A 19,443-nucleotide genomic window follows, 5' to 3' on the forward strand; every position below is an offset into this window, starting at 1 on the left:
GGCCGTGGCGACGAGACCTCGGATGCCGAGCCTGGCCGCAGAGACCTGCGCCGCCGCGTCCGAGACCGCAGCGCCCGACGGCGCCGAGATCGAGGACGCCGCATCCGTGGACACCGAATCCCCGAACCCCGGGGAGCGGCCGCTCAGAGCAGCGAGAGCTGACCTGCGGCCGTCTCGGGCCCCGCGGCGGATTCAGACTCGGCCGCACGATGTCTCGGGCGACGCCGGAGGCCTCGCGCGGCGGCCAGCTCCCGCACCTGCTCGGTGATCCGGCGCTGGTAGGCCTTCGGCGCATAGTGGCTGGCCCGGTAGAGCTGCTCGTACTGCGGAAGCAGTTCGGGGAAGTCACTGCTGAGCCAGCGGTGGTACCACTCCCTGGCGCCGGGACGCAGATGCAGGACCACCGGCACCACCGACGAGGCGCCCGCGTCGACTACGGCGGAGACCGTGCGGGCCAGTTCCGCCGGCGAATCGCTCAGTCCTGGCAGGATCGGCGCCATCAGGACGGTGACGTCGATGCCACGCTCGGCGAAGCGACGGACCACGTCCAGCCTCCGGTTCGGCGAGGGGGTGCCCGGCTCCACCGACCGCCACAGCGGCTCGTCGACGGACCCGACCGAGACGGCGATCGACACCGGGGCCTGGCCCGCGGCCTCGGTGATCAGGTCGAGATCACGCAGGATCAGGGTTCCCTTGGTCAGGATGGAGAACGGGTTGGCCCGGTCTCGCAATGCCGTGATGATCTCCCGCATCAACCCGTAACGGCCCTCGGCCCGCTGATAGGGGTCGGTGTTGGTGCCCATCGCGATCGACTCGCCGCGCCATCGGGGGCCCGCCAGCTCGCGACGCAGTAGCGCCCCCGCGTTCACCTTCACGATGATCCTGGTGTCGAAGTCACGGCCCGAGTCGAGGTCGAGATAGGTGTGCGTGTTGCGCGCGAAGCAGTAACGACAGGCATGGCTGCAGCCCCGATAAGGATTCACCGTCCATTCGAAGGGCATGCCCGACTGGCCCGGCACCCGGTTGATGATGGTCTTCGCGGTGATCTCGATGGCCATCGCCTCGTCGTCGGTGCCCGCCTCGATCGGCACCGGGGGCGGCAGCCGGAGCCCGCCGCGCCCGCCGCCGCGCACGACCCCGCCCCGACCGGTCACCTCCAGCGGCAGCGCCTGATCGCCGCCCTCGTCCAAGCGTTGCGCGTCCCACTTCATGACGGAGATTCGAACATATATTCGAATGACTGTCCACCCGCGGACGACGCGACAGGAGGGGCGCGGACGGCCGGGCGACGTCGCGTCCACGACGCCGCACACCCCAGCAATATAGGCTATTGCTTATATAAGCACCAGCAGTTAGCTTGAGGTCGCACATCGGCTCCCGCACGCGGACCGCCGAAACAACCTCGACAGGCAGGCAGGGAACGAGACCTCATGATCAAGATCACCGTCACCAGCGTCTTCGTCACCGATCAGGCCAAGGCGCTGGACTTCTACACCCGCGTTCTCGGCTTCCTCCCCAAGACCGACGAGCCCGCAGGCGGCGCCCGATGGCTGACCGTCGTCTCCCCTTCGGACCCCGACGGGGTCGAACTGCTGCTCGAACCGAACGGGAGCCCGATCGCGACCACCTATCAGCAGGCGCTGCGGGAGGCAGGCATCCCCGCCACGCTGTTCGGCGTCGACGACGTCATGGCGGAGTACGAGCGGCTGCGTGGCCTGGGCGTCGAGTTCCCGTCGCCGCCGGTCGCGGCGGGCAACGCGACGGTGGCCGTGCTGGACGACACCTGCGGCAACCTCATCGGCATCGCCCAGCCGATCGACGCCTCCTGACCTGGAGCCGACGTCCCGGCCGCAGGTTCCGGCGCCTCGAGCGCGAACCGGCCGGGACACGTCGGCGACCAGTGAGCGGGCGACCTCGGCGGGCCGAGGATGCACCGCTTGACTTACCCGGAGCGAGCTTGGAAGGCTGTTCGATCATGCATGCGTTCGACGTACTGGGAGACCCGGTCCGTCGTCGCATCCTGGAACTCCTCGCCGACGGCGAACGAGCGGCAGGCGAGGTCACCTCGATCGTGCAGGAGGAGTTCGGCATCTCGCAGCCCGGCGTCTCCCAACATCTGCGGGTCCTGCGGGAGAACGGCTTCACCACCGTCCGGGCGGTCGGCGCCCGCAGGCTGTACTCGGTGGACCCGGAGCCGCTACGGGAGATCGACGGGTGGCTGGAGCGTTACCGCCGCTTCTGGAACCAGCCGCTGGACGCGCTGGCCACCGAGCTGGCCAGGGGCAGGCGAGAACGCCGCGCCGCCTCGGCCGCCGATCCCACTCCGCCACCGGATTAGTCCGCCCGCTGAGCCCGCATCGGACCGGGGCGGCCGGTCAAGCCCCGCATCGCGGCAGGGCGTCGTCTCGGGCGCCCGGACGCGGAACGAAACCGCCGAGCAGCAGGCGCGGCAGGCGATCATCGGGTGAGCAGCACCGCCCCGTAGAGCCCGTCCCGCACCCGATCAGCGGGCCCGATCAGCGGGCCCGCGCCGAGGGGAAGCGCAGTTCGGCGAAATAGTCTTCCGACTCGCGAAGACGCACCTCACGCACGCCCGCCAGCATGCGTTCGGTGGCCTCCCGGCGGTGTCGATCGGCGTCGTCACCGGTCAGGCCCTTCGCCTCCTCCTGGCGCAGGCGCCATTCCCAGCGCAGCTCGGTCAGGGAGGACTCGGCGGCCCGCAACGTCGCCCACGACTTGTCCCAGCGATAGAAGGTCTGCAACCCGGTGAGCACGGCGATCACCACCCCCGTCGCCGAGAGCACGAAGTCCTTGTTCTCGTAATCCAGGGTCGTGAGCAGCGGCAGGGCGGCACTGGCCAGGATGATCAGCAGGCCCCCGAGCCGAAAGAATCGGCGATGCCACCGGGCGCGCCAGTCGTATCGAGCCCGGAGTCGGCTGACGTGCGCCTCTGCGAGGCCGTGTACGTCCACAGTGGGGATGGAATCGGCCGGGTCCGGCGATCGAGACCCCCGGTCGACGAGTCGCTCGGTCATCCGCAGCCCCCGATCACCCCAAGGCGATCGAGGCCCGCACGGATCCTCGGACAGATCCTCCGTGCCCGCCACCGGCTCGCTCGATCGCCACTCCAGGTTAGCCGTCGGCGACGCTCAGTGTGGTGGTTTCGGATGAACCGGGCCGATCGGCGTCCCGCCCTTCGCGACGACGGCGAAAGACCCGGTCCGAGCCCGGTCGGCTGCTCGTCGCGGCACTCACCGGGCACTGCCCAGCCGAGCAGCCAGCCCACCACGACGGGTGAGCCGGGCCGCGCACGGCGGCGGGCGGGACGTCGCGCTCACTGCGCCGGGTCGGCGACCTCGTGCGCGCGGGCGGCGTCGAGCACCTGGGCCAGTGCCTTCGCAGGCAGCGCACCGGACTCGCGGAAGACCAGGGTGCCCTTCTTGAAGACCATCAGCGTAGGGATGGACCGGATCTGAGCAGCACCCGCCAGGCCCGCCTCGGCCTCGGTGTCGACCTTGGCGTGCACCACGTCGGGGTTGTCCGCCGCCGAGGCGTCGAAGGTCGGGGCGAAGCGGTGGCAGGGTCCGCACCAGTCGGCCCAGAAGTCGACGACGACGATCTCGTTGTCCTTGATCGTGTCGGCGAACGTGTCGGCGGTGAGCGAGATCGGAGACATCATCCTCCTTCGTGGGGCCGGTCCGCCGGACGGTGGTCCGCCCGGCCGCATGCCCCTCTCAACACCACGCGGGCACGCCGGATTCCCCGGCCTCGGCATCAGGCCCCCTGCGGGGCGTCCGGCGCCGGGTACTCCGAGCGGGCGGCGTCGGCGACCTGGTCGAGGACCTGACTCACGAAGGCGGTCTTGCCCTCGACGTAGGCCGTGACGTCGTCGGGATGCCGAGCCGCCAGCGTCCGCTTCAACTCCGCGTAGGCCGCCGCGGTGTCGGCGCTGCGCCGCAGCTGATCGCGGAACGCCAGGTGCCTGGCGAGCGCGAGGCTGCTCTCGGTGCAGACGTAGAGGTGGTGCGGCGGCGGGCGGTGCGGCGGCCTGCTGAAGGCCTCCCGGCCGGGAACGCCCAGATCGCCCTGGTGGCTGTACCCGAGCGGCCGGAGCCTGCCGATCACCGGGCCGAGGGCTCGCTCGTCGGCGATCACCACGTCGAGATCGATGACGGGCCTGGCGGCGAGACCAGGGACGGCGGTGCTGCCGACGTGCTCGATGCGCTGGCTGTGGAATCCCAGGACACGGCTGATCCGGGTGCGGAGTTCTTCGAACACCGACGACCAGCGTGGGTCGTGGTCCACGATCTCGACGGAGTCGGTCATCGCTCTTTCAATCCTTCGTCACGGCGCGGCGGGTGTGGGGCGGAAAGCGGACAGCGAACGCGGTGGGGACGGCGCAGACGTCGAGTCGCCGAACCGGGCGGACTCGGCGGTGCGGACTCAGCCGGGGACGTCGTCGGGCGGGCGGGCGGCCCGGACCGCTCCGTATCGTCGGGCCGTCTCACTCCGGCGATGTCCCATCAGCTCGGCGACCCGATCGGGATCGGCACCCGACGCGAGCAGGCGATGGCCGAAGGTCTGCCGCAGGACGTACGGGGTTATCCGCTGTCCGGAGTCGGCCTCCAGACCTGCGACGCTACCGAGGCGGACCACCAGAGCGTCGACCGATCGGGTGGACAGTCGACCGCCCCGCCGGTTGAGGAACAACGCCGCCGTCCGCTCGATGCCCGGCCAGCCACGGCGAATCGAGACCCACTCGCGCAGCACGAGACGGGATTCGTCGGGTAAAGGGATCTCACGCGCCTCGACGCCCCTGGTCGTGACGACGAGCCTGGCCTGCCGGGCGCCGAGCCGGGCATCCTCGACGTCGAGTGCGACCAGTTCGGCCACCCGGACCCCGGTGTGCAGCAGCGTGTGCACGATGGCGGCGTCCCGGAGCGAGCCGCCCGACCGCACGGCCGCCAGCAGTCGGCGGGTCTCGTCCTCGTGCAGTGCCCTCGGCTGCGGCGCGACCTGTTCCTCCCGCACGATCAGGGCAGGTCCGATCCGCAGGTGGTCGTAGAAGTGATCGAGCGCCGTCAGCACCGCGTTGATCGTGGCGGGACGGCTGCGCCGCGCAGACTTCAGCCGCGACCGGTAGGCGCGCACGGCCGCGTCCCTGGCGGGCGGCTCGGTGAGCGGATCGGCGCGGCCGCCGTCGTGATCGGCGAGCCAGGCGAGGAAACCGGCGATGCGGGAGCGATAGGCGCGGCGGGTCTGCGGGGCCAGGGGAGAGTCCGCGAGGGCCCGTTCGTACTCGACGAGCACCTGTTGCGCTCGGTCCTCGGCGATCCCGCCCACCGACTCCTCGGCGACCTCGCCCATGGTCGTTCCGGCGTCCTCGCCCACAGTCGTTCTGGCGACCTCGCCCACGGCGACCCTCTCGGCTCTCGGGAACACGACTCCTGTGATCGTACCGCGTGCCGAACTCGCAATATCAGAACCTAATCGTGAGTGTTGTTCTGATATTCCTCACCCGTCGAGCATCGGACGGCGCACCGGGTCGCGCCGCCGACCACCCCCGCACCTGCGGGGAACCACTATTCGGCGCGCTGCGCCGCGACCCGGTGGCCGGATCACCCCCGGCTCGGTCGGGGACGGGTGCTCCGCGAGGACGACGGCGCCGGAGACGACCGGGACACGGACGGGTCGGCCATCGGAGACCGACCCGCGAGCAGGGTGTGGCAGACCGGTGCCGAGGTGCCTCGCGAGCACCTGCGAAGCGAACACCGCTTCGCGGACGACGACCACCGCCAGCAGGGGGAGATCGGATTGGACGTCGGGGGACACTCGAGCGTGAACAACCACTGAGCGTGTCGCCCTTACCTCGCCGTCGTCCCGAGCCCGGACTACCGCCGAGACGCCTCCGCTGCGGGACAGGCTCCCCGGCTTCGGCAGCCCGGCGGGCTCCGACAGTCGGTGCTCGTCCCGCTCGCCCCTCGGCCCGCTCGGCCTGCGTCGGACCGGACCCGACGGACTCCGGTCCGACGACGAGGACGTCGGCACCGGATCACGCGCCTGCACCGGACCGACGAGGCGGTGACGCGACGGACCGGCCGTCACGTCACCGCCGTCGTCCTCAGATCGCGCTTCAGCCGACGAGCGCCGCGACCGGCAGACCGGTGTGCTCGGCGACCGCAGCACCGAGTGCGCCGTCGATCGGATCGAACGGCGTCCGGTCCGGCTCGCAGACGGTGCCGTCGGCGGGCAGCTCGCCGTCGAGGTAGTACGCGTGCACCGCCGCGTCCACGCAGGCGCTCAGCTGGAGGCCGAACGCGCCATGGCCGAAGCTGTCCAAGGACAGCAGGTGACCGTCTCCGAGCAGGTCCGCCAGGTTTCGCCCGCCGTCATACGGGGTGGCCGGGTCGCCGAGGCGATTGCCCAGGACGAGCACCGGGTTCGCGGTCGGGCGATCCCACGGCCCGTGGTACCGGTCTTCGTCGACGCCGGGCCAGGTGGCGCAGGGCAGGGACTCATACGTCCACATCGAGCCGAAACTCGGCGTTTCCCGGTCGGCCTGGGCTGCCGCCTCGGCCCACCGCGCCGGATCGGCGGGGTTGTCGGAGTCGAGACAGGCCACCCCGAAGTTCTGCTCCGGCCCCTGGTAACCCTGCTGATCACGCATCGCCGCCACGGCGTCCACGGTCGTGAGGACAGCCTCGCCGCGCGGACCCGTCCCGTCGATCGCCTCGGCCAACGACTGGAGGTACTCACCGAGGAACATCGAACTGCGGGCGTCGTAGAGGGCCGAGCCGACCACCCCGACGACCAGCGGATACGACCATTCCATGACCGATCCGTCCTGATCGGGAACCTCGATCGGCGCCGAGCGAGCCGCGTCGAGCACGCGGTCGTACTTCTCGCCGAGATCGACGCCGGGCTCCCGGAACGCACAACGCTCGTCCTGCGCGCAGAAGCCGAGGAAGCTCTCCAACGCGCGCTGCGATCCGGCGGCGCTGCCGATGCGCGTCGTGTACGGCACGTCGGCGTCCGCCGGGGTCTCCCCCGTCGTCCACTGGACCGGGTCGAGACCACCGTCCAGTGTCATGGCCCGCACCCGGTCCGGGAAGAGGTTGGCGTAGACCGCGCCGAGATGCGTGCCATAGGAGAAGCCGTGAAAGGTGAGCTGCTCATCGCCGACGGCGGCCCGCAGCAGGTCCAGGTCGCGGGCGACGTTCGCCGTCGACATGTGGTTTAGGACGGGTCCCGCCTTCGCGGCGCAGGCGTCGGTGCCGGTCCGGGTGGCCTCGATGACCCGTCGCTCCTCCTCTTCCGTGGTCGGGAAGAGCAGGCCGAAACTGTCGGCGGCCTCTCCTGCGTCGTCGAAACAGCGCAGCGGCGTGCTGTCCTGCACTCCCCGGGGATCGAAGCCGACGAGGTCGAACCGCTCGTGCAGCTCGGCCGACAACACCGGCGGGATGCGGCCGGAACCGCCGGGGCCGCCGGGGTTGAAGAACAGCGAGCCGATCCTGTTCTGCTGATCGGCGGCGGGCAGTCTGCCCACCGCGATCTCGATCTGCTCGCCATGCGGGTCCTGATAGGACAGCGGAACCGAGGCGGTCGCACACTGGTACTCCGCAGGTCCCGCATCATCCGGGCAGGGACCCCAGTCCAACTCGGGCACCGGGGCGCCGTTGGTCCCGAGCACCGCAGGCCCGGTCACCGCCGGGGAGTCCTCGGCGGCCGAGGCGGTCGCGGTCAGGCCGCAGACGGCGACGGTCAGCGCGAGCGCCGCCGAGGTTCGGCGTGTTCGTCGTCGAACACGTGGGTACATCAGTTGGCCTCCTTGTCTGGTGCCGGCCGGGCGGGCACCGCATGATCCGACCGGCCTGTCGAGGCCACTCAAGCCGACGAAGTCGATCGCCACATCAGGTGAGCGACCTAGGGAAGCCGATCGACCGTCGGCCGGGCCACGGCCTCGGCACGCAGCACGATCTCGGCGGTCTCGACGAGTCGGGGCAAAAAGCGCCGGACGTCGTCGGCGCGTCGACGCAGGTCCGAGGTGGAGGCGATCCCGAGATCGGCGACGGCGGCGCGAAACGCGGGCTCGTGCATCGCGCCGAGCGCCGGGGCGTCGGCGGCGAACACGGCATGGCAGCGGGCGAAGGTCGCCACGATCCAGAAGAATGCCTCGCGGTGCAGGCCCGCCGCGATGAGGTCCCGGCTGCCGTCGACGGCGATCGGCCTGGCCTCGGCGGTGATGTCGCCCCGGAAGAAGAAGGGCGTCCCCGACACCTGCGCAGCGGCGTCGAAGGTCGTGGCGAGCGCCGCCAGATGCTCCGTCACCCGGGCGGCGGTCAGCTCGCGAGCCCCCAGCAGAGTCAGCAGTTCGGGGTATCGATCGGCGAGCCCGTGCTCGGTCAGCACGGCTCGAACGGCCGGATACCGCAGCCGCACCGTGGGATTGCGCAAGGCGGCCACCAGCAGCACGTGCGTCGTCACGCCGGTCGGGAACAGCCAGGACGTCACCTGCTGGTGCCAGGGCGCGGCGGCGTCGACGACGCGCAGACCGCTTTCGATACGTCGCAGCGCGTCCGCGCAGCGCCGACGAACCCACTTCGGCTCGGCGAAGTCCCGCGCCACCTCCTGGTGGAGTCGCCGCAGCATCCCCGAGGGGTCGGCGATGATCGTGTCGGCGCGGAGCCCGCCCGCCAGATGATAAGAGCTGAGAACCTGCTCGGCGGTGGCGAACAGCTCCCGGCTCAGGTGGGTGATCTCCAGCAGAGCGCCCTGGTGACGGAACTTGCCCAGTCCCACGGGCGGCACCGGGCCGCTGGTCACCACCACGACGTCGACGTCCGAGGTCGGTGACAGCTCGGCGTCGCCGGGCAGGCCGATCGTCGAACCGCTGAAGTAGGCGCCCACGAAGCCTGCCTCGCCCCGCGCCCGGCGCCGCACCCAGTCGACGGCGGCGGCTCGCGCCTCGGCCACTCGCATGTCAGGTCCTCCTGCTCGGTCGATCTCGGTCGCTCTCGGTCGCTCTCGGCTGCCGGAGCCGCCGTTCCCCCGCGATCGGCGGGCCCGGCCCGTTCCTCAGCACCACGGTCCGGACCGCGCGCAGGCAAGCCTGCTCGACGGCGCTCGCAACGTCTCACCCGACCAGGTGACAACGTCGAGATCGATCCGGCAAGATCGATCCTCCCGGCCTGCCCGCCCGGCGAAGCGACGGCGCATGGACCGCTCCGTGACGTCGTCCGCGGCCCGGCTCAAATCCCACCCCGGGTGCAGAACCGTCCAGAACAACAGCACATCCGAACAGATCCCCACGACCCTGGAACAGGTGGCAGCAGCGATGACCAGCCCGGAGAGCACGCCGACGGACATCCCGGCGCGCTTCGGCCACGTCGGGTCCGTCCGCATCAACTTCGAGGATTTCGACGCGACCGGCACGGTCCACGACTCGCGTTACCTGCTGCTGGTGGAACGCGCCGTCATGGACTACTGGCTCGACCGAGGCTGGCACTTCGATCCCCCGCTGTCCCGGTTCGCCGACGTGCTCCAGGTGGTCCGACACTTCGCGATCACCTACCACACGCCGATCACGGGCATGGGCGTCGTCGGCGTGCACTTCTGGATCGAACAGGTGGCCACCAGCAGCCTGACCTACGGCTTCCACGTGCACTCCGCCGATCGATCGATACTGCACGCCGAGGGCAGCAGGACGCAGATCCGGCTCGACCCGGCCACGCATCACGCCGTCCCGCTCAGCGTCGAACTGGTCGCCGAGGCTCACCGGCTGCGGCGGCCCCGCGACCTCGTCGGCGGCGGCTGACCCGCCCACGGCAGCGCGCCCGCCGAACAGGCCTGGTCACCACCGGGTGGGCTCGTCCGATCAGTCCCCCGGCGTTGTGCGGCGGCGACCGGCGAGGGCCGCACCACCGCCGGCCTCACCGGAAGGCAGGTCCACTAGACTCGGTCGATCTCCTGTGCCACCCGGCCGGCGCCCGCAGTCGTCCGACCCGTCCGTACAGCGGGCAGTCGATGAGGCCCGCCATGACTCGTCTGAAGGTTGTCCTCCGTGTTGACCATGCAGGACGCGATTCTCGCGTTGACCAAGTACTGGACCGATCAGGGATGCATGGTCGTGCAGCCCCTGAACACCGAGGTCGGTGCGGGAACGCTCAACCCGGCCACCGTGCTGCGCGTGCTGGGTCCCGAGCCGTGGCGGACCGCCTACGTCGAGCCGAGCGTGCGGCCGGACGACTCCCGATACGGCGAGAACCCGAACCGGCTCCAGACCCACACCCAGTTCCAGGTGATCCTCAAGCCCGATCCCGGCAACCCGCAGGAGCTGTACCTCGGCAGCCTGGCGGCCATCGGCATCGACGTCGAGGCGCACGACGTCCGCTTCGTCGAGGACAACTGGGACTTCCCCGCGCTCGGCGCCTGGGGCCTCGGCTGGGAGGTGTGGCTAGACGGCCTGGAGATCACCCAGTTCACCTACTTCCAGCAGGCGGGCGGCGCCACGCTCGACCCCGTCTCGGTGGAGATCACCTACGGGCTGGAGCGCATCCTCATGGCGCTGCAGAACGTCAGCCACTTCAAGGACATCGCCTTCGCGCCCGGCATCTCCTACGGCGAGGCCTTCGGGCAGGCCGAGTACGAGATGAGCCGTTACTACCTCGACGACGCCGACGTGGCGATGAACCGTCGGCTGTTCGACGAGTACGCGGCGGAGGCCCGCAGGCTGCTGGACGCCCGGCTGCCGATGCCCGCCCACTACTTCGTGCTCAAGTGCTCGCACACCTTCAACGTGCTCGACGCCCGAGGCGCGGTGTCCACCACGGAACGGGCCAAGGCCTTCGGCCGCACCAGGGCGCTGACCAGGGACGTCGTGCGGCTGTGGGCCGAGCGTCGCGAGGAGCTGGGCCACCCGCTCGGGGTCGCCGAGGCACTCCCCGCCGCGACGGTGCCCGCTGAGCTGCCCTCGGTGACCGAGCCCGCGACGCTGCTGTTCGAGGTGGGCACCGAGGAACTGCCCGCCGCCGAGGTCCGGCGTGCCGCCGAGGCGATGCGCACCGCCCTCACCGAGAAGCTCGCCGCCACCCGACTGGGCCACGGCGAGATCAGCACCTATGCCACGCCCCGCCGGATCGTCGCGGTGGTCGAGGCCGTGGAGCCCGGTGAGCCCGACGCCGAGCGGACCGTGCGCGGACCTCGGGTCGCCAACGCCTTCGACGCGACGGGCGCCCCCACCAAGGCCGTCGCGGGCTTCGCGCGCGGGCAGGGCGTGGACGTCGCCGACCTGGGCCGGGCCGTGATCGACGGCGTCGAGTTCGTCGTCGCGGTCAAGACCGACGTCGGCCGGGGGGCGGTCACCGTGCTGAGCGAGCTGCTCTCCAGCGTCGTGCTGGAGCTGCGGGCCGACAAGAACATGCGGTGGAGCGACTCGACGTTGTCCTACAGCCGCCCGGTGCGCTGGCTGCTGGCGATGCTCGGCGACGTCGGCGTGCCGGTGGCGGCCTCGTCGCTGGCCAGCGGGGTGACCACCCGAGTGCACCGGACCGCCGCGACGCCGACGGTGGCCGTGCCCCATGCGGACGGCTACGTCGACTTCCTCGCCGCGCACGGCATCGTCGTCGACATCGACGTCCGGCGCGGCCAGATCGTCGGGGCGACGCAGCGGCTGGTCTCGGAGGTCGGCGGCACGGTCGACTTCGACGGCGAGGCCGTGCTGCTGGAGGAGGTCGTCAACCTCGTCGAGCAGCCGACCCCGATCCTGGGCTCCTTCTCCGAGCACTACCTGGAACTGCCCGACGAGATCCTCACGACCGTGATGCGCAAGCACCAGCGCTACCTGCCGGTCCGTGACGGCGCGGGCGCGTTGATGCCCTACTTCGTCGCCGTCGCCAACGGTGCCTGCGACCACGACGCGGTGCGGGCGGGCAACGAAGGAGTGCTGCGGGCCCGGTATGAGGACGCGGCGTTCTTCTGGCGGGCCGATCTGGCGGTCGAGCCGGAGACGATGAAGCTCGGTCTGGACCGGCTCGCCTTCGAGGAGCGGCTCGGCTCGATGGCCGACCGCACCGAGCGGATCGCCGCCGTGGCCAGGGAACTCGGCGACGCCACCGTGGCGACCCCCGAGGGCGTGCAGGCGAGCGGCGACCGGCTGGTGCCGCTGACCGGCGAGGAGCGCCAGACCCTGGACCGGGCCGCGCAGCTCGTGAAGTTCGACCTCGGTTCGCAGATGGTCGTCGAGCTGACCAGCCTGGCAGGCACGATGGCGCGGGAGTACGCGCTGCGGGCAGGCGAGTCGCCGAGCGTCGCAGGCGCCCTCTACGACATGGAGCAGCCTCGGTCGGCAGGCGGCGTCCTGCCCACCACCGTCCCCGGCGCGCTGCTGTCGCTGGCCGACCGGCTCGACCTGCTGGTGGGGCTGTTCGGCATCGGTGCGTCCCCCACGGGCAGCTCCGACCCGTTCGGTCTGCGGCGGGCGGCGCTGGGCCTGATCAGCGTGCTGCGGGCCTTCCCGCAGCTTCGGCAGGTCACGGTGAGTCGGGCGCTGCGGGTGGCGGCCGACGTCCTTGCCGCGCAGGGCATCGAGGTCGCCGACTCGGCGCTGGCCGAGGCGCACGAGTTCGTCATCCGGCGGTACGAGCAGCAACTGCTCGACGCGGGTCACCACCACGCCGTGGTCGCCGCCGTGCTGCCGTTGGCCGACTCGCCGATCACCGCCGACGAGACGCTCGCCGAGGTGAACCGTCGCACCGGCGATCCGACCTTCGTCGAGCTGGCCGCCGCGCTCCAGCGGGTTCGCCGAATCGTCCCCGACGACACCCCCGCGACCTACGACGCCGCGCACATCACCGAGCCCGCCGAGGTCGCGCTGCGCACCGTGTGGGAGCAGGTCGGCGCCGCGTTGGCGGGCACCACACCGGATCTCGCCCGCTTCGCGGAGGAGGCCCGGCCGATCGTCGCGCCGATCGGCGTCTTCTTCGACGACGTGCTGGTCATGGCCGAGGACGCCCAGGTGCGGGCGGCCCGGCTGGGACTGCTGGCCTCGATCCGCGACGCCGCCGCACCCGTGCTGGACTGGCGGGCGTTGGGAACGGCGTTGGCCAAGGACTGAGCCGGGAGATCCACCTTCGGCCGGACGGAGTCTCGGGCGGCACGCCGACACGGTGTGCCGCCCGAGTGCGTCTCGGGCCTCTTCTCCACCGCCCACGCCGGCGGGCTGCCGTGGTGCCTGGCGTGGGCGGGGCGAGCACCCGGGCCGTGGATCAACTCCCCGACGGCAGGCCTCGGCCGCGACGCGATCCCCTCGTGCAGCGGATGATCCCCAAGACCGGTATGCGGTGCGCGTCGGTCCCCTAACATGATCTCTCCGCATGCCCGGGAGTCCGTTCGGGGCTGCTCGACCGACCGGGGGGGTCATGAGGCCGCTGAGGGCGTCGGAGCCGCAGGAGACGGGCGGGTATCGACTGCTCGCCGAGCTGGGCCGGGGCGGGATGGGTCGGGTGCTGCTGGGCGGCGGACCCGACGGCAGGCTGGTCGCGATCAAACAGATTCACCCGCATCTCGTCGAGGAGGACGGCTTCCGCGCGCGGTTCGAACGCGAGGTCCGTGTCACGCGCGCGGTACACGGCGTCTACACCGCGACGGTGATCGATGCCGACGCCCAGGCACCGACACCCTGGCTGGCCTCGGAGTTCATCTTCGGTCCCTCCCTTCGGGAGGCGGTCGAGGCCACCGGGCGGCTGCCTGCGGAGTCGCTGCCGCGCCTGGCCGCCGGTCTGGCCGCCGCGCTGGTGCGAATCCACGAGGCGGGCCTGGTGCATCGGGACCTGAAGCCGTCCAACATCCTGCTCGCCGACGAGGGCCCGAGGCTGATCGACTTCGGCATCGCGCGGGCGCTGGACCGGCGAGACGGACGTGATCTGACCCGTACCGGCCTCGTGGTGGGCTCCCCGGAGTTCATGTCGCCGGAGCAGGCGCAGGCCGGGGCGATCACCCCGGCCAGCGACATGTTCTCGCTCGGTGCGGTACTGGTGATGGCGGGCACCGGGACGAGTCTCTTCGCCGGGCCGTCCGACTTCCAGGTGCTGTACGACATCGTGCACACCGAAGCCGACCTCGATGCCGTGCCCGTCGGCATCCGCCCGATCGTCGCGGCATGCCTGGCGAAAGACCCGGCGGCCCGACCCGACGCGGCGCGGCTGCTGGAGATGATCGGCCGAATCGCGCCGTACGCCCGGCCCTGGCCCGCCGAAGTGCACGCCCTGACCATGACGCAGCACGCGGCGGTCGAGCGGCTCGTGGAACGGCCGTCGGACTGCGCGGCCGAGCCTGCGGGCGCGACGAGGGTCGAGGCCCCGCAGAGCACGCCGTATCGCACCCGGTTACAGGTCCATCGGCTCGACGAATGGGACGCGAACGCAGGCCAGGCGGCTGCCGGGCAGGTCGACGGCGCGCAGCCGGGCACCGCGCAGGCAGGTGCCGAACAGCCGCCCCGCCCGAGCCGGTGGAGCGGTCTGCGCACCCGAGCCCGGCATGCGCTGACGAGCACCGGGGGAAGGCTGCGCACCGGCCTGCGCGGCCCCGGCCTTCGTCGGATCGGCGCGACGGCGAGCCTGCTGATCCTGGTTTTCGCGGGGGTCCTCGTCGGCGTGTACGCCGCGAACTTCGCGGTCGACACCACCGTCCTCACCGGGGACGGCGGGGACGGCGGGGACCGGGAGGTACGCCGGTTCCTCGGGCCTGCCGAGTGGCTGGTGGACAGCGCCAGTGTGTTCGGGACACTGGCAGGCGCCGTCATCGGCGTGCTCGTCTGCACGCTGATCAGTGCCGTCGGCGGTCGAGCGACCGAGCCGCGCACCGCGTTCCTCCGCCGCTGCCTCCTCGTGGGAGCACCCGTCGGCGGCTTCGTCCTCGGCAGGCTGGCCGAACGCGACGGCCTGCGCATCGACATCCTCGGCGTCGGCACGGGCATCGCGGACATCGAACCCGCCATCGCCGTCGGCTGCGTACTCGGCCTGACCATCGGCAGCGCCGCCGTCTCGGTGGTGCTGGGGACGTTCCCGGTCCCGAAGGACCGACACGGCACGGTGACGGTCGTCGTCTGGGTCCTCGGCGCGCTGACCGGCTTCCTGGTCGGGCTGCTCAGCAGCCGCTACGGCTGGCTCGGCATCGTCATCGACGGCGGCGTCACGCTCGACGCGGTCGCCGTCCTCGGCGGGTGCATCGGCGGCAGCTGGGCGTTGCGGGCCGCCGACCAGTGGCAGACCCGGCGAGCGGCCAGGCCTGGGCGCGTCCGAGTCTGATCGTCTCCCACACCGCCCTCCGGTCCGGCCACGGCGCCCCGGAGCCGATGGCTTCTCGGGGCGCCGGGGCGCAGCTGTCGGCTCCCGTCCTCAGTGCCCGATCGAGCGCAGGTACTCGGCGAACTTCTCGGCGCCGTCGACGATGCGGGGACCGCTGATCGCCTCGCCGTAGTCCAGGACGTAGAAGTGCTCGTCCCGCACGGCCGGGACGGACTCCAGCGCGGGGTGGGAGCGCAGGAAGTCGATCTTGTCCTCGGCGGGCAGGTCGCCGTAGTCGATGATGACGATGACCTCGGGCTGCGCCTCGATCACGGCCTCCCAGCCGACCGACGTCCACCGTTCGTCCAGGTCGGCCAGGATGTTGCGGCCGCCCGCCACCGAGATGATGTCGTTCGGCGGGGCGTGGGCTGCCGCGGTGAACGGCTGATCGGTACCGGAGTCGTAGACGAACACTTCGGCGGGCTCGCCGTCGGGATGGGTCTCCTCCACGGCGGCGACCCGGCCGCGCAGCTCCTCGACGACCTCGGCCGCTCGGTCCTGGACGCCGAAGATCTCGCCGAGGTCGACGAGGTCGATGTAGAGGCCCTCCAACGGCGTGACGTTCACCGCGCCGTCGCCGTAGTTGTAGCAGCTCTCGGTGTGCATGTAGCTGTTGATGCCGAGGTCGTCCAACAGTTGCGGTGTGATGCCGCGCTCCTCGCTGAAACCGGAGTTCCAGCCCGCGAACACCCAGTCCGCACCGGCATCCACGACGATCTCCCGGTTGAGCAGGTCGTTGCTCAGTCGTTCGATCTGCTCGAACTCCGCCCGGTACGGGGAGCGCTCGATCGCCGGATCGTTGGTGGGCGTCGCGATCCAGCCACGGATCTCGTCGGTCACGCCGAGCACGAACAGCTTCTCGGCACCACCGCCCTCATAGACGACGGGGCGCTCCGGACGCGGGTACGTGGTCTCGCGTCCGCAGTTGTCGATGGTGACCAGGTCGGCGTCGTCGCGCGTCTGTGGTGCCACCTCGGCCCCGCAGGCGCTCGCGGCGAGCACGCCGATCGCCAGGATCGGCCACGCTCGACGTGGGAGGCGCAGGGTCATGTCCTTGTTCCTTCCGGCTGTTGTTCGGTGGTCAGCTCGTAGAGGAGCTGTGGTGTTCCGGTGCCGGGATGGCTGACGACGGTCGCCGCCACCCCGAACACGTCGTGCATCAACTCCGGGGTGAGCACCTCGCCGGGCTTCCCGACGGCGACCAGTTCGCCGCCGGAGAGCACGCCGATCCGATCGCAGGCCGCCGCCGCCAGGTTCATGTCGTGCAGCGCGATCAGGACCGTCAGCCCGGCGGTGCGCAGGAAGGACAACAGCTCGATCTGATGTCGGACGTCGAGATGGTTGGTCGGCTCGTCGAGCACGAGCACCTGCGGCTCCTGAGCCAGTGCCCTGGCGATGTAGACCCGCTGCCGCTCGCCGCCGGACAGGGTGAGGATGCTGCGATCGGCCAGGTGCGCGACGTCGGCCCGGCGCATCACGGCCGCGCACAGCTCCTCCTCGCGCGCCCCGAGCGCCTGGTTGTCCCGCAGGTGCGGGGAGCGACCGAGTGCGACCACCTCCCGCACGGTGAAGTCCAGGTCGGTGCTCGCCTCCTGGGTCAGCGCGGCCACCGAGCGGGCGCTCTGCCGCAGCGACAACTCCCCGAGGTCGACGTCGTCGAGCAGCACGGCGCCCGAGGTGGGGCGCAGCGCCCGGTAGACGCAGCGCAGCGCGGTGGACTTGCCGCTGCCGTTGGGACCGATGAGCCCGAGGATCTCCCCGCTGTCGACCGCGAGCCGCAGCTCGCGCACGAGCGCTCTCCCGGCGATCTCCACGGAGACGCCGTCCAGGGTGAGCCGCATTCACCGACCTCCGAACACGTAGCCGCGCCGACGCATCAGCGTGATGAACACCGGGACCCCGACCAGGGCGGTGATCACGCCCAGCGGCAACTCGCGGGGCGCGACGAGCGTGCGAGAGACCAGGTCCACCCAGACGAGGAACAACGCCCCGGCCAGCGGCGTAATGATCAACACCTTGGCGTGGCTCGAGCCGAACAGGAGCCGGACCAGGTGCGGCATCACCAGTCCGACGAAGCCAATCGCGCCGCTGACCGCGACGATCGCCCCGGTCACGACGGCGGTGAGCAGGAAAAGGCCCCGACGTAACGAGGTGCTGTCCACCCCGAGACTGCCCGCCGTCTCGTCCCCCATCGCCATCACGTCGAGCGAACGGCTCCGGCGGTGCAGGACGATCAAGGCGATCAGGACCGCCACGGTCGCGATCGGCAGCGACGTCCAGGTCGCCGCGCCGAGGCTGCCGAGCAGCCAGAACAACACGGTCCGCGCCGCCTCGCCGTTGGGCGAGAGGAAGATCATCACCGTCATGATCGCCTGGAAACCGTAGGCCAGCACCACGCCCGTGAGCACCAGTCGAAGCGGGCTCAGCCCTGCCCGGCTGTGCGCGGCGGCGTAGACGAGCGCCGAGGCGGCCAGCGCGCTGAGGAAGGCCGCCGCCGACAACGCGTAGACGCCCAGTGCGGCGAAGGCGCCGAAGACGACCACCGCGCTGGCGCCCACCGAGGCCCCGGAGGAGATCCCCAGCACGAACGGATCGGCCAGGGCGTTGCGCACCATCGCCTGCACGGCGACGCCGATCACGCTCAGGCCCGCCCCGACCACCACCGCGAGCAGCACCCTCGGGGTGCGCACCTCCCAGATGATCGTGTACTGCGAGACCTCGACGGCGTCGATCGTCCCGCCCGTGAGCGCCGCACCGAGGTAGCGCAAGGTGTCGCTCAGCGGCACCGTGGTCGGGCCGAGGCTGATCGCGACCACCACCGACACCGCGATGGCGATCGAGAGGCCGAGCACGGTGAGCACGAGTCCGTGGCGAGATTGCACACGGCCGCCGCGCCGCAGGGCCTTCGACGTCGGGTCAGCGTCGGAGGGGGCCGAGCCGCCCTGGTCGACCCCGGCTCGATCAGTCTCCGGCATGACCCGGGCTGTCGTGGCGGGCTTCGTCTCGGGATGCCTCTCTTCAGCGGACTTCGTTCCAGCGGGCTTTCTCTCGGGCCCTCGTCGGACCCGGTGACCGAGTGGCCTCACCGGCGGCCGACCTCGTGGTCGCGGCCCGGTGCCCGCCGGGGGAAGTCCGCCCGAGGCGAGTTCCGCCGCCAGGAGTCGGCGACCGGCATTGTCCTACCTCCGAGTCACGCACGCCGTCACGCGGGAGACGTCGGAACGACCGCGGCGCGGTGCGCTCCCACCGCGCTGTCTGTGTCGTCGGCGGCGGTCGCGTTCAGGGGCTTCTGCACCCGCGAGACCGTCCGGCCGACACGGCCTGCTGGGGATGAGCTGTCGTGCCCCAGCCTCACACTGAATGGAAATCATTGTCAACAGGAATGCATCATCGTGCATGAGTTGATCGTCGGACGGTCTCAGCCGATGCAGGTGCGACGGCCCGCGACGGACAGCCGGGTCGGGCAGGCTTCGGGCGACCGATAGCGACGGGATTCGCGAGGATGCGCCGGCGCCTTCCCGCGCCTGCCGAGCCGCCGAAGAGCGGGGAGCAGCCGAGAACCGGGATCCTGCGGTGTCCTGGCATCGCCTCGCGGACGCGATCCGGTACCCGTCGGCGACCGCGGCGGCACACCGGACCGGGGCGGGACACGCGGTCGATCGGGGACACGGAAGCAGGGCACCATCCACATCGGACGACCGCAGACCGCGAACTCGCGCCGGGCTCGACGGTTCGGCCTGCCTGCGGTCCTCCTCGGAACGAACAACGGCGGCGATCGTCGAGGACCACGGGGTTCGGGCCCGGCCGCCCCCAAGCCGGCCGGGCCCGATCACGGCCGCGAGTCACCCTCCGGGTCCGGCGAAGCGGAGACAATCACCTGTCGCGTCGCCACCACGACCCGAAGCCCCCTCCGGTCGCCGCGTCAGGTTGATCGTCTCCGTCGCCTCGGGCCCCAGGAGTGGATCTCGTGCCCGGAATCATCATGGGCCGCCGGGGTGACGAGTGGTATCCCAGAAATCTGGGAGTACGGTCTGCCACCAGACGGATGCGCGCAGTATCGTCGTGTTGATCACGGTGACGTGCGTCCTGCCGGGCGGCCCCT

The 19,443-nt window shown here is 71.2% G+C and carries 15 protein-coding genes; 5 read left to right on the forward strand and 10 right to left on the reverse strand.

What is annotated here, in order from left to right:
• Window positions 1-143: 143 nt before the first annotated feature.
• Complete coding sequence (locus UA75_RS19470; RefSeq protein ID WP_075741471.1) at window positions 144-1,211, reverse strand: Rv2578c family radical SAM protein; 1,068 nt, start codon at window positions 1,209-1,211, stop codon at window positions 144-146.
• 219 nt (window positions 1,212-1,430) lie between these two features.
• On the opposite strand from UA75_RS19470, the gene UA75_RS19475 reads away from it, so the two are divergent.
• Window positions 1,431-1,829 (forward strand): VOC family protein, encoded by a 399-nt coding sequence (locus tag UA75_RS19475; protein WP_075741472.1) that lies wholly within the window; start codon window positions 1,431-1,433, stop codon window positions 1,827-1,829.
• Between the two features lie 146 nt (window positions 1,830-1,975).
• Window positions 1,976-2,338 carry an ArsR/SmtB family transcription factor gene (locus UA75_RS19480; RefSeq protein ID WP_075741473.1) on the forward strand — a complete coding sequence of 121 codons (363 nt, stop codon included), beginning with the start codon at window positions 1,976-1,978 and terminating at the stop codon, window positions 2,336-2,338.
• A gap of 178 nt (window positions 2,339-2,516) precedes the next feature.
• On the opposite strand, the gene UA75_RS19485 is transcribed toward UA75_RS19480, so the two are convergent.
• The 6 genes from UA75_RS19485 to UA75_RS19515 form a co-directional block, all read right to left on the reverse strand.
• The gene (locus tag UA75_RS19485; RefSeq protein ID WP_198044178.1) at window positions 2,517-2,972 is read right to left on the reverse strand and encodes a DUF4231 domain-containing protein; all 456 of its coding nucleotides are present in this window, start codon (window positions 2,970-2,972) and stop codon (window positions 2,517-2,519) included.
• Between the two features lie 362 nt (window positions 2,973-3,334).
• Entirely contained in the window at window positions 3,335-3,679 is a 345-nt protein-coding gene (gene trxA, locus UA75_RS19490; RefSeq protein ID WP_232237329.1) for a thioredoxin, read from the reverse strand.
• Between the two features lie 95 nt (window positions 3,680-3,774).
• Window positions 3,775-4,326 (reverse strand): GrpB family protein, encoded by a 552-nt coding sequence (locus UA75_RS19495; RefSeq protein ID WP_075741475.1) that lies wholly within the window; start codon window positions 4,324-4,326, stop codon window positions 3,775-3,777.
• A 117-nt stretch (window positions 4,327-4,443) separates the two neighbouring features.
• Window positions 4,444-5,442, reverse strand: coding sequence for a tyrosine-type recombinase/integrase (locus tag UA75_RS19500; protein ID WP_083683349.1), 999 nt, complete (start codon window positions 5,440-5,442; stop codon window positions 4,444-4,446).
• 691 nt (window positions 5,443-6,133) lie between these two features.
• Window positions 6,134-7,816 (reverse strand): alpha/beta hydrolase, encoded by a 1,683-nt coding sequence (locus tag UA75_RS19510; protein WP_157434299.1) that lies wholly within the window; start codon window positions 7,814-7,816, stop codon window positions 6,134-6,136.
• A 107-nt stretch (window positions 7,817-7,923) separates the two neighbouring features.
• Entirely contained in the window at window positions 7,924-8,979 is a 1,056-nt protein-coding gene (locus tag UA75_RS19515) for a hypothetical protein (protein ID WP_075741477.1), read from the reverse strand.
• A 343-nt stretch (window positions 8,980-9,322) separates the two neighbouring features.
• Here UA75_RS19515 and UA75_RS19520 point away from each other — a divergent pair, with 343 nt between their 5' ends.
• From UA75_RS19520 to UA75_RS33155, 3 genes are all read left to right on the forward strand, one after another.
• Window positions 9,323-9,814, forward strand: a complete 492-nt coding sequence (locus tag UA75_RS19520) for an acyl-CoA thioesterase (RefSeq protein WP_198042778.1) — start codon at window positions 9,323-9,325, stop codon at window positions 9,812-9,814.
• Between the two features lie 255 nt (window positions 9,815-10,069).
• On the forward strand, window positions 10,070-13,111 hold the full coding sequence (locus UA75_RS19525) for a glycine--tRNA ligase (RefSeq protein WP_075743986.1): 3,042 nt from the start codon (window positions 10,070-10,072) through the stop codon (window positions 13,109-13,111).
• Between the two features lie 304 nt (window positions 13,112-13,415).
• On the forward strand, window positions 13,416-15,302 hold the full coding sequence (locus UA75_RS33155; protein WP_075741478.1) for a bifunctional serine/threonine protein kinase/MFS transporter: 1,887 nt from the start codon (window positions 13,416-13,418) through the stop codon (window positions 15,300-15,302).
• A 90-nt stretch (window positions 15,303-15,392) separates the two neighbouring features.
• Here UA75_RS33155 and UA75_RS19535 read toward each other — a convergent pair whose 3' ends face one another.
• Genes UA75_RS19535 through UA75_RS19545 form a run of 3 tightly spaced genes read right to left on the reverse strand, consistent with a single transcriptional unit; the run spans window position 15,393 to window position 18,316 of the window.
• Window positions 15,393-16,391: an ABC transporter substrate-binding protein gene (locus tag UA75_RS19535; protein ID WP_075741479.1), complete on the reverse strand. Its 999-nt coding sequence runs from the start codon at window positions 16,389-16,391 to the stop codon at window positions 15,393-15,395.
• Window positions 16,388-17,182, reverse strand: a complete 795-nt coding sequence (locus tag UA75_RS19540; protein ID WP_075741480.1) for an ABC transporter ATP-binding protein — start codon at window positions 17,180-17,182, stop codon at window positions 16,388-16,390. Before UA75_RS19540 ends, UA75_RS19535 begins: the two co-directional genes overlap by 4 nt.
• On the reverse strand, window positions 17,183-18,316 hold the full coding sequence (locus UA75_RS19545; RefSeq protein WP_083683352.1) for a FecCD family ABC transporter permease: 1,134 nt from the start codon (window positions 18,314-18,316) through the stop codon (window positions 17,183-17,185).
• Between the last annotated feature and the right edge of the window lie 1,127 nt (window positions 18,317-19,443).

This window comes from Actinoalloteichus sp. GBA129-24 (assembly GCF_001941645.1).
GTDB lineage: Bacteria > Actinomycetota > Actinomycetes > Mycobacteriales > Pseudonocardiaceae > Actinoalloteichus_A > Actinoalloteichus_A fjordicus.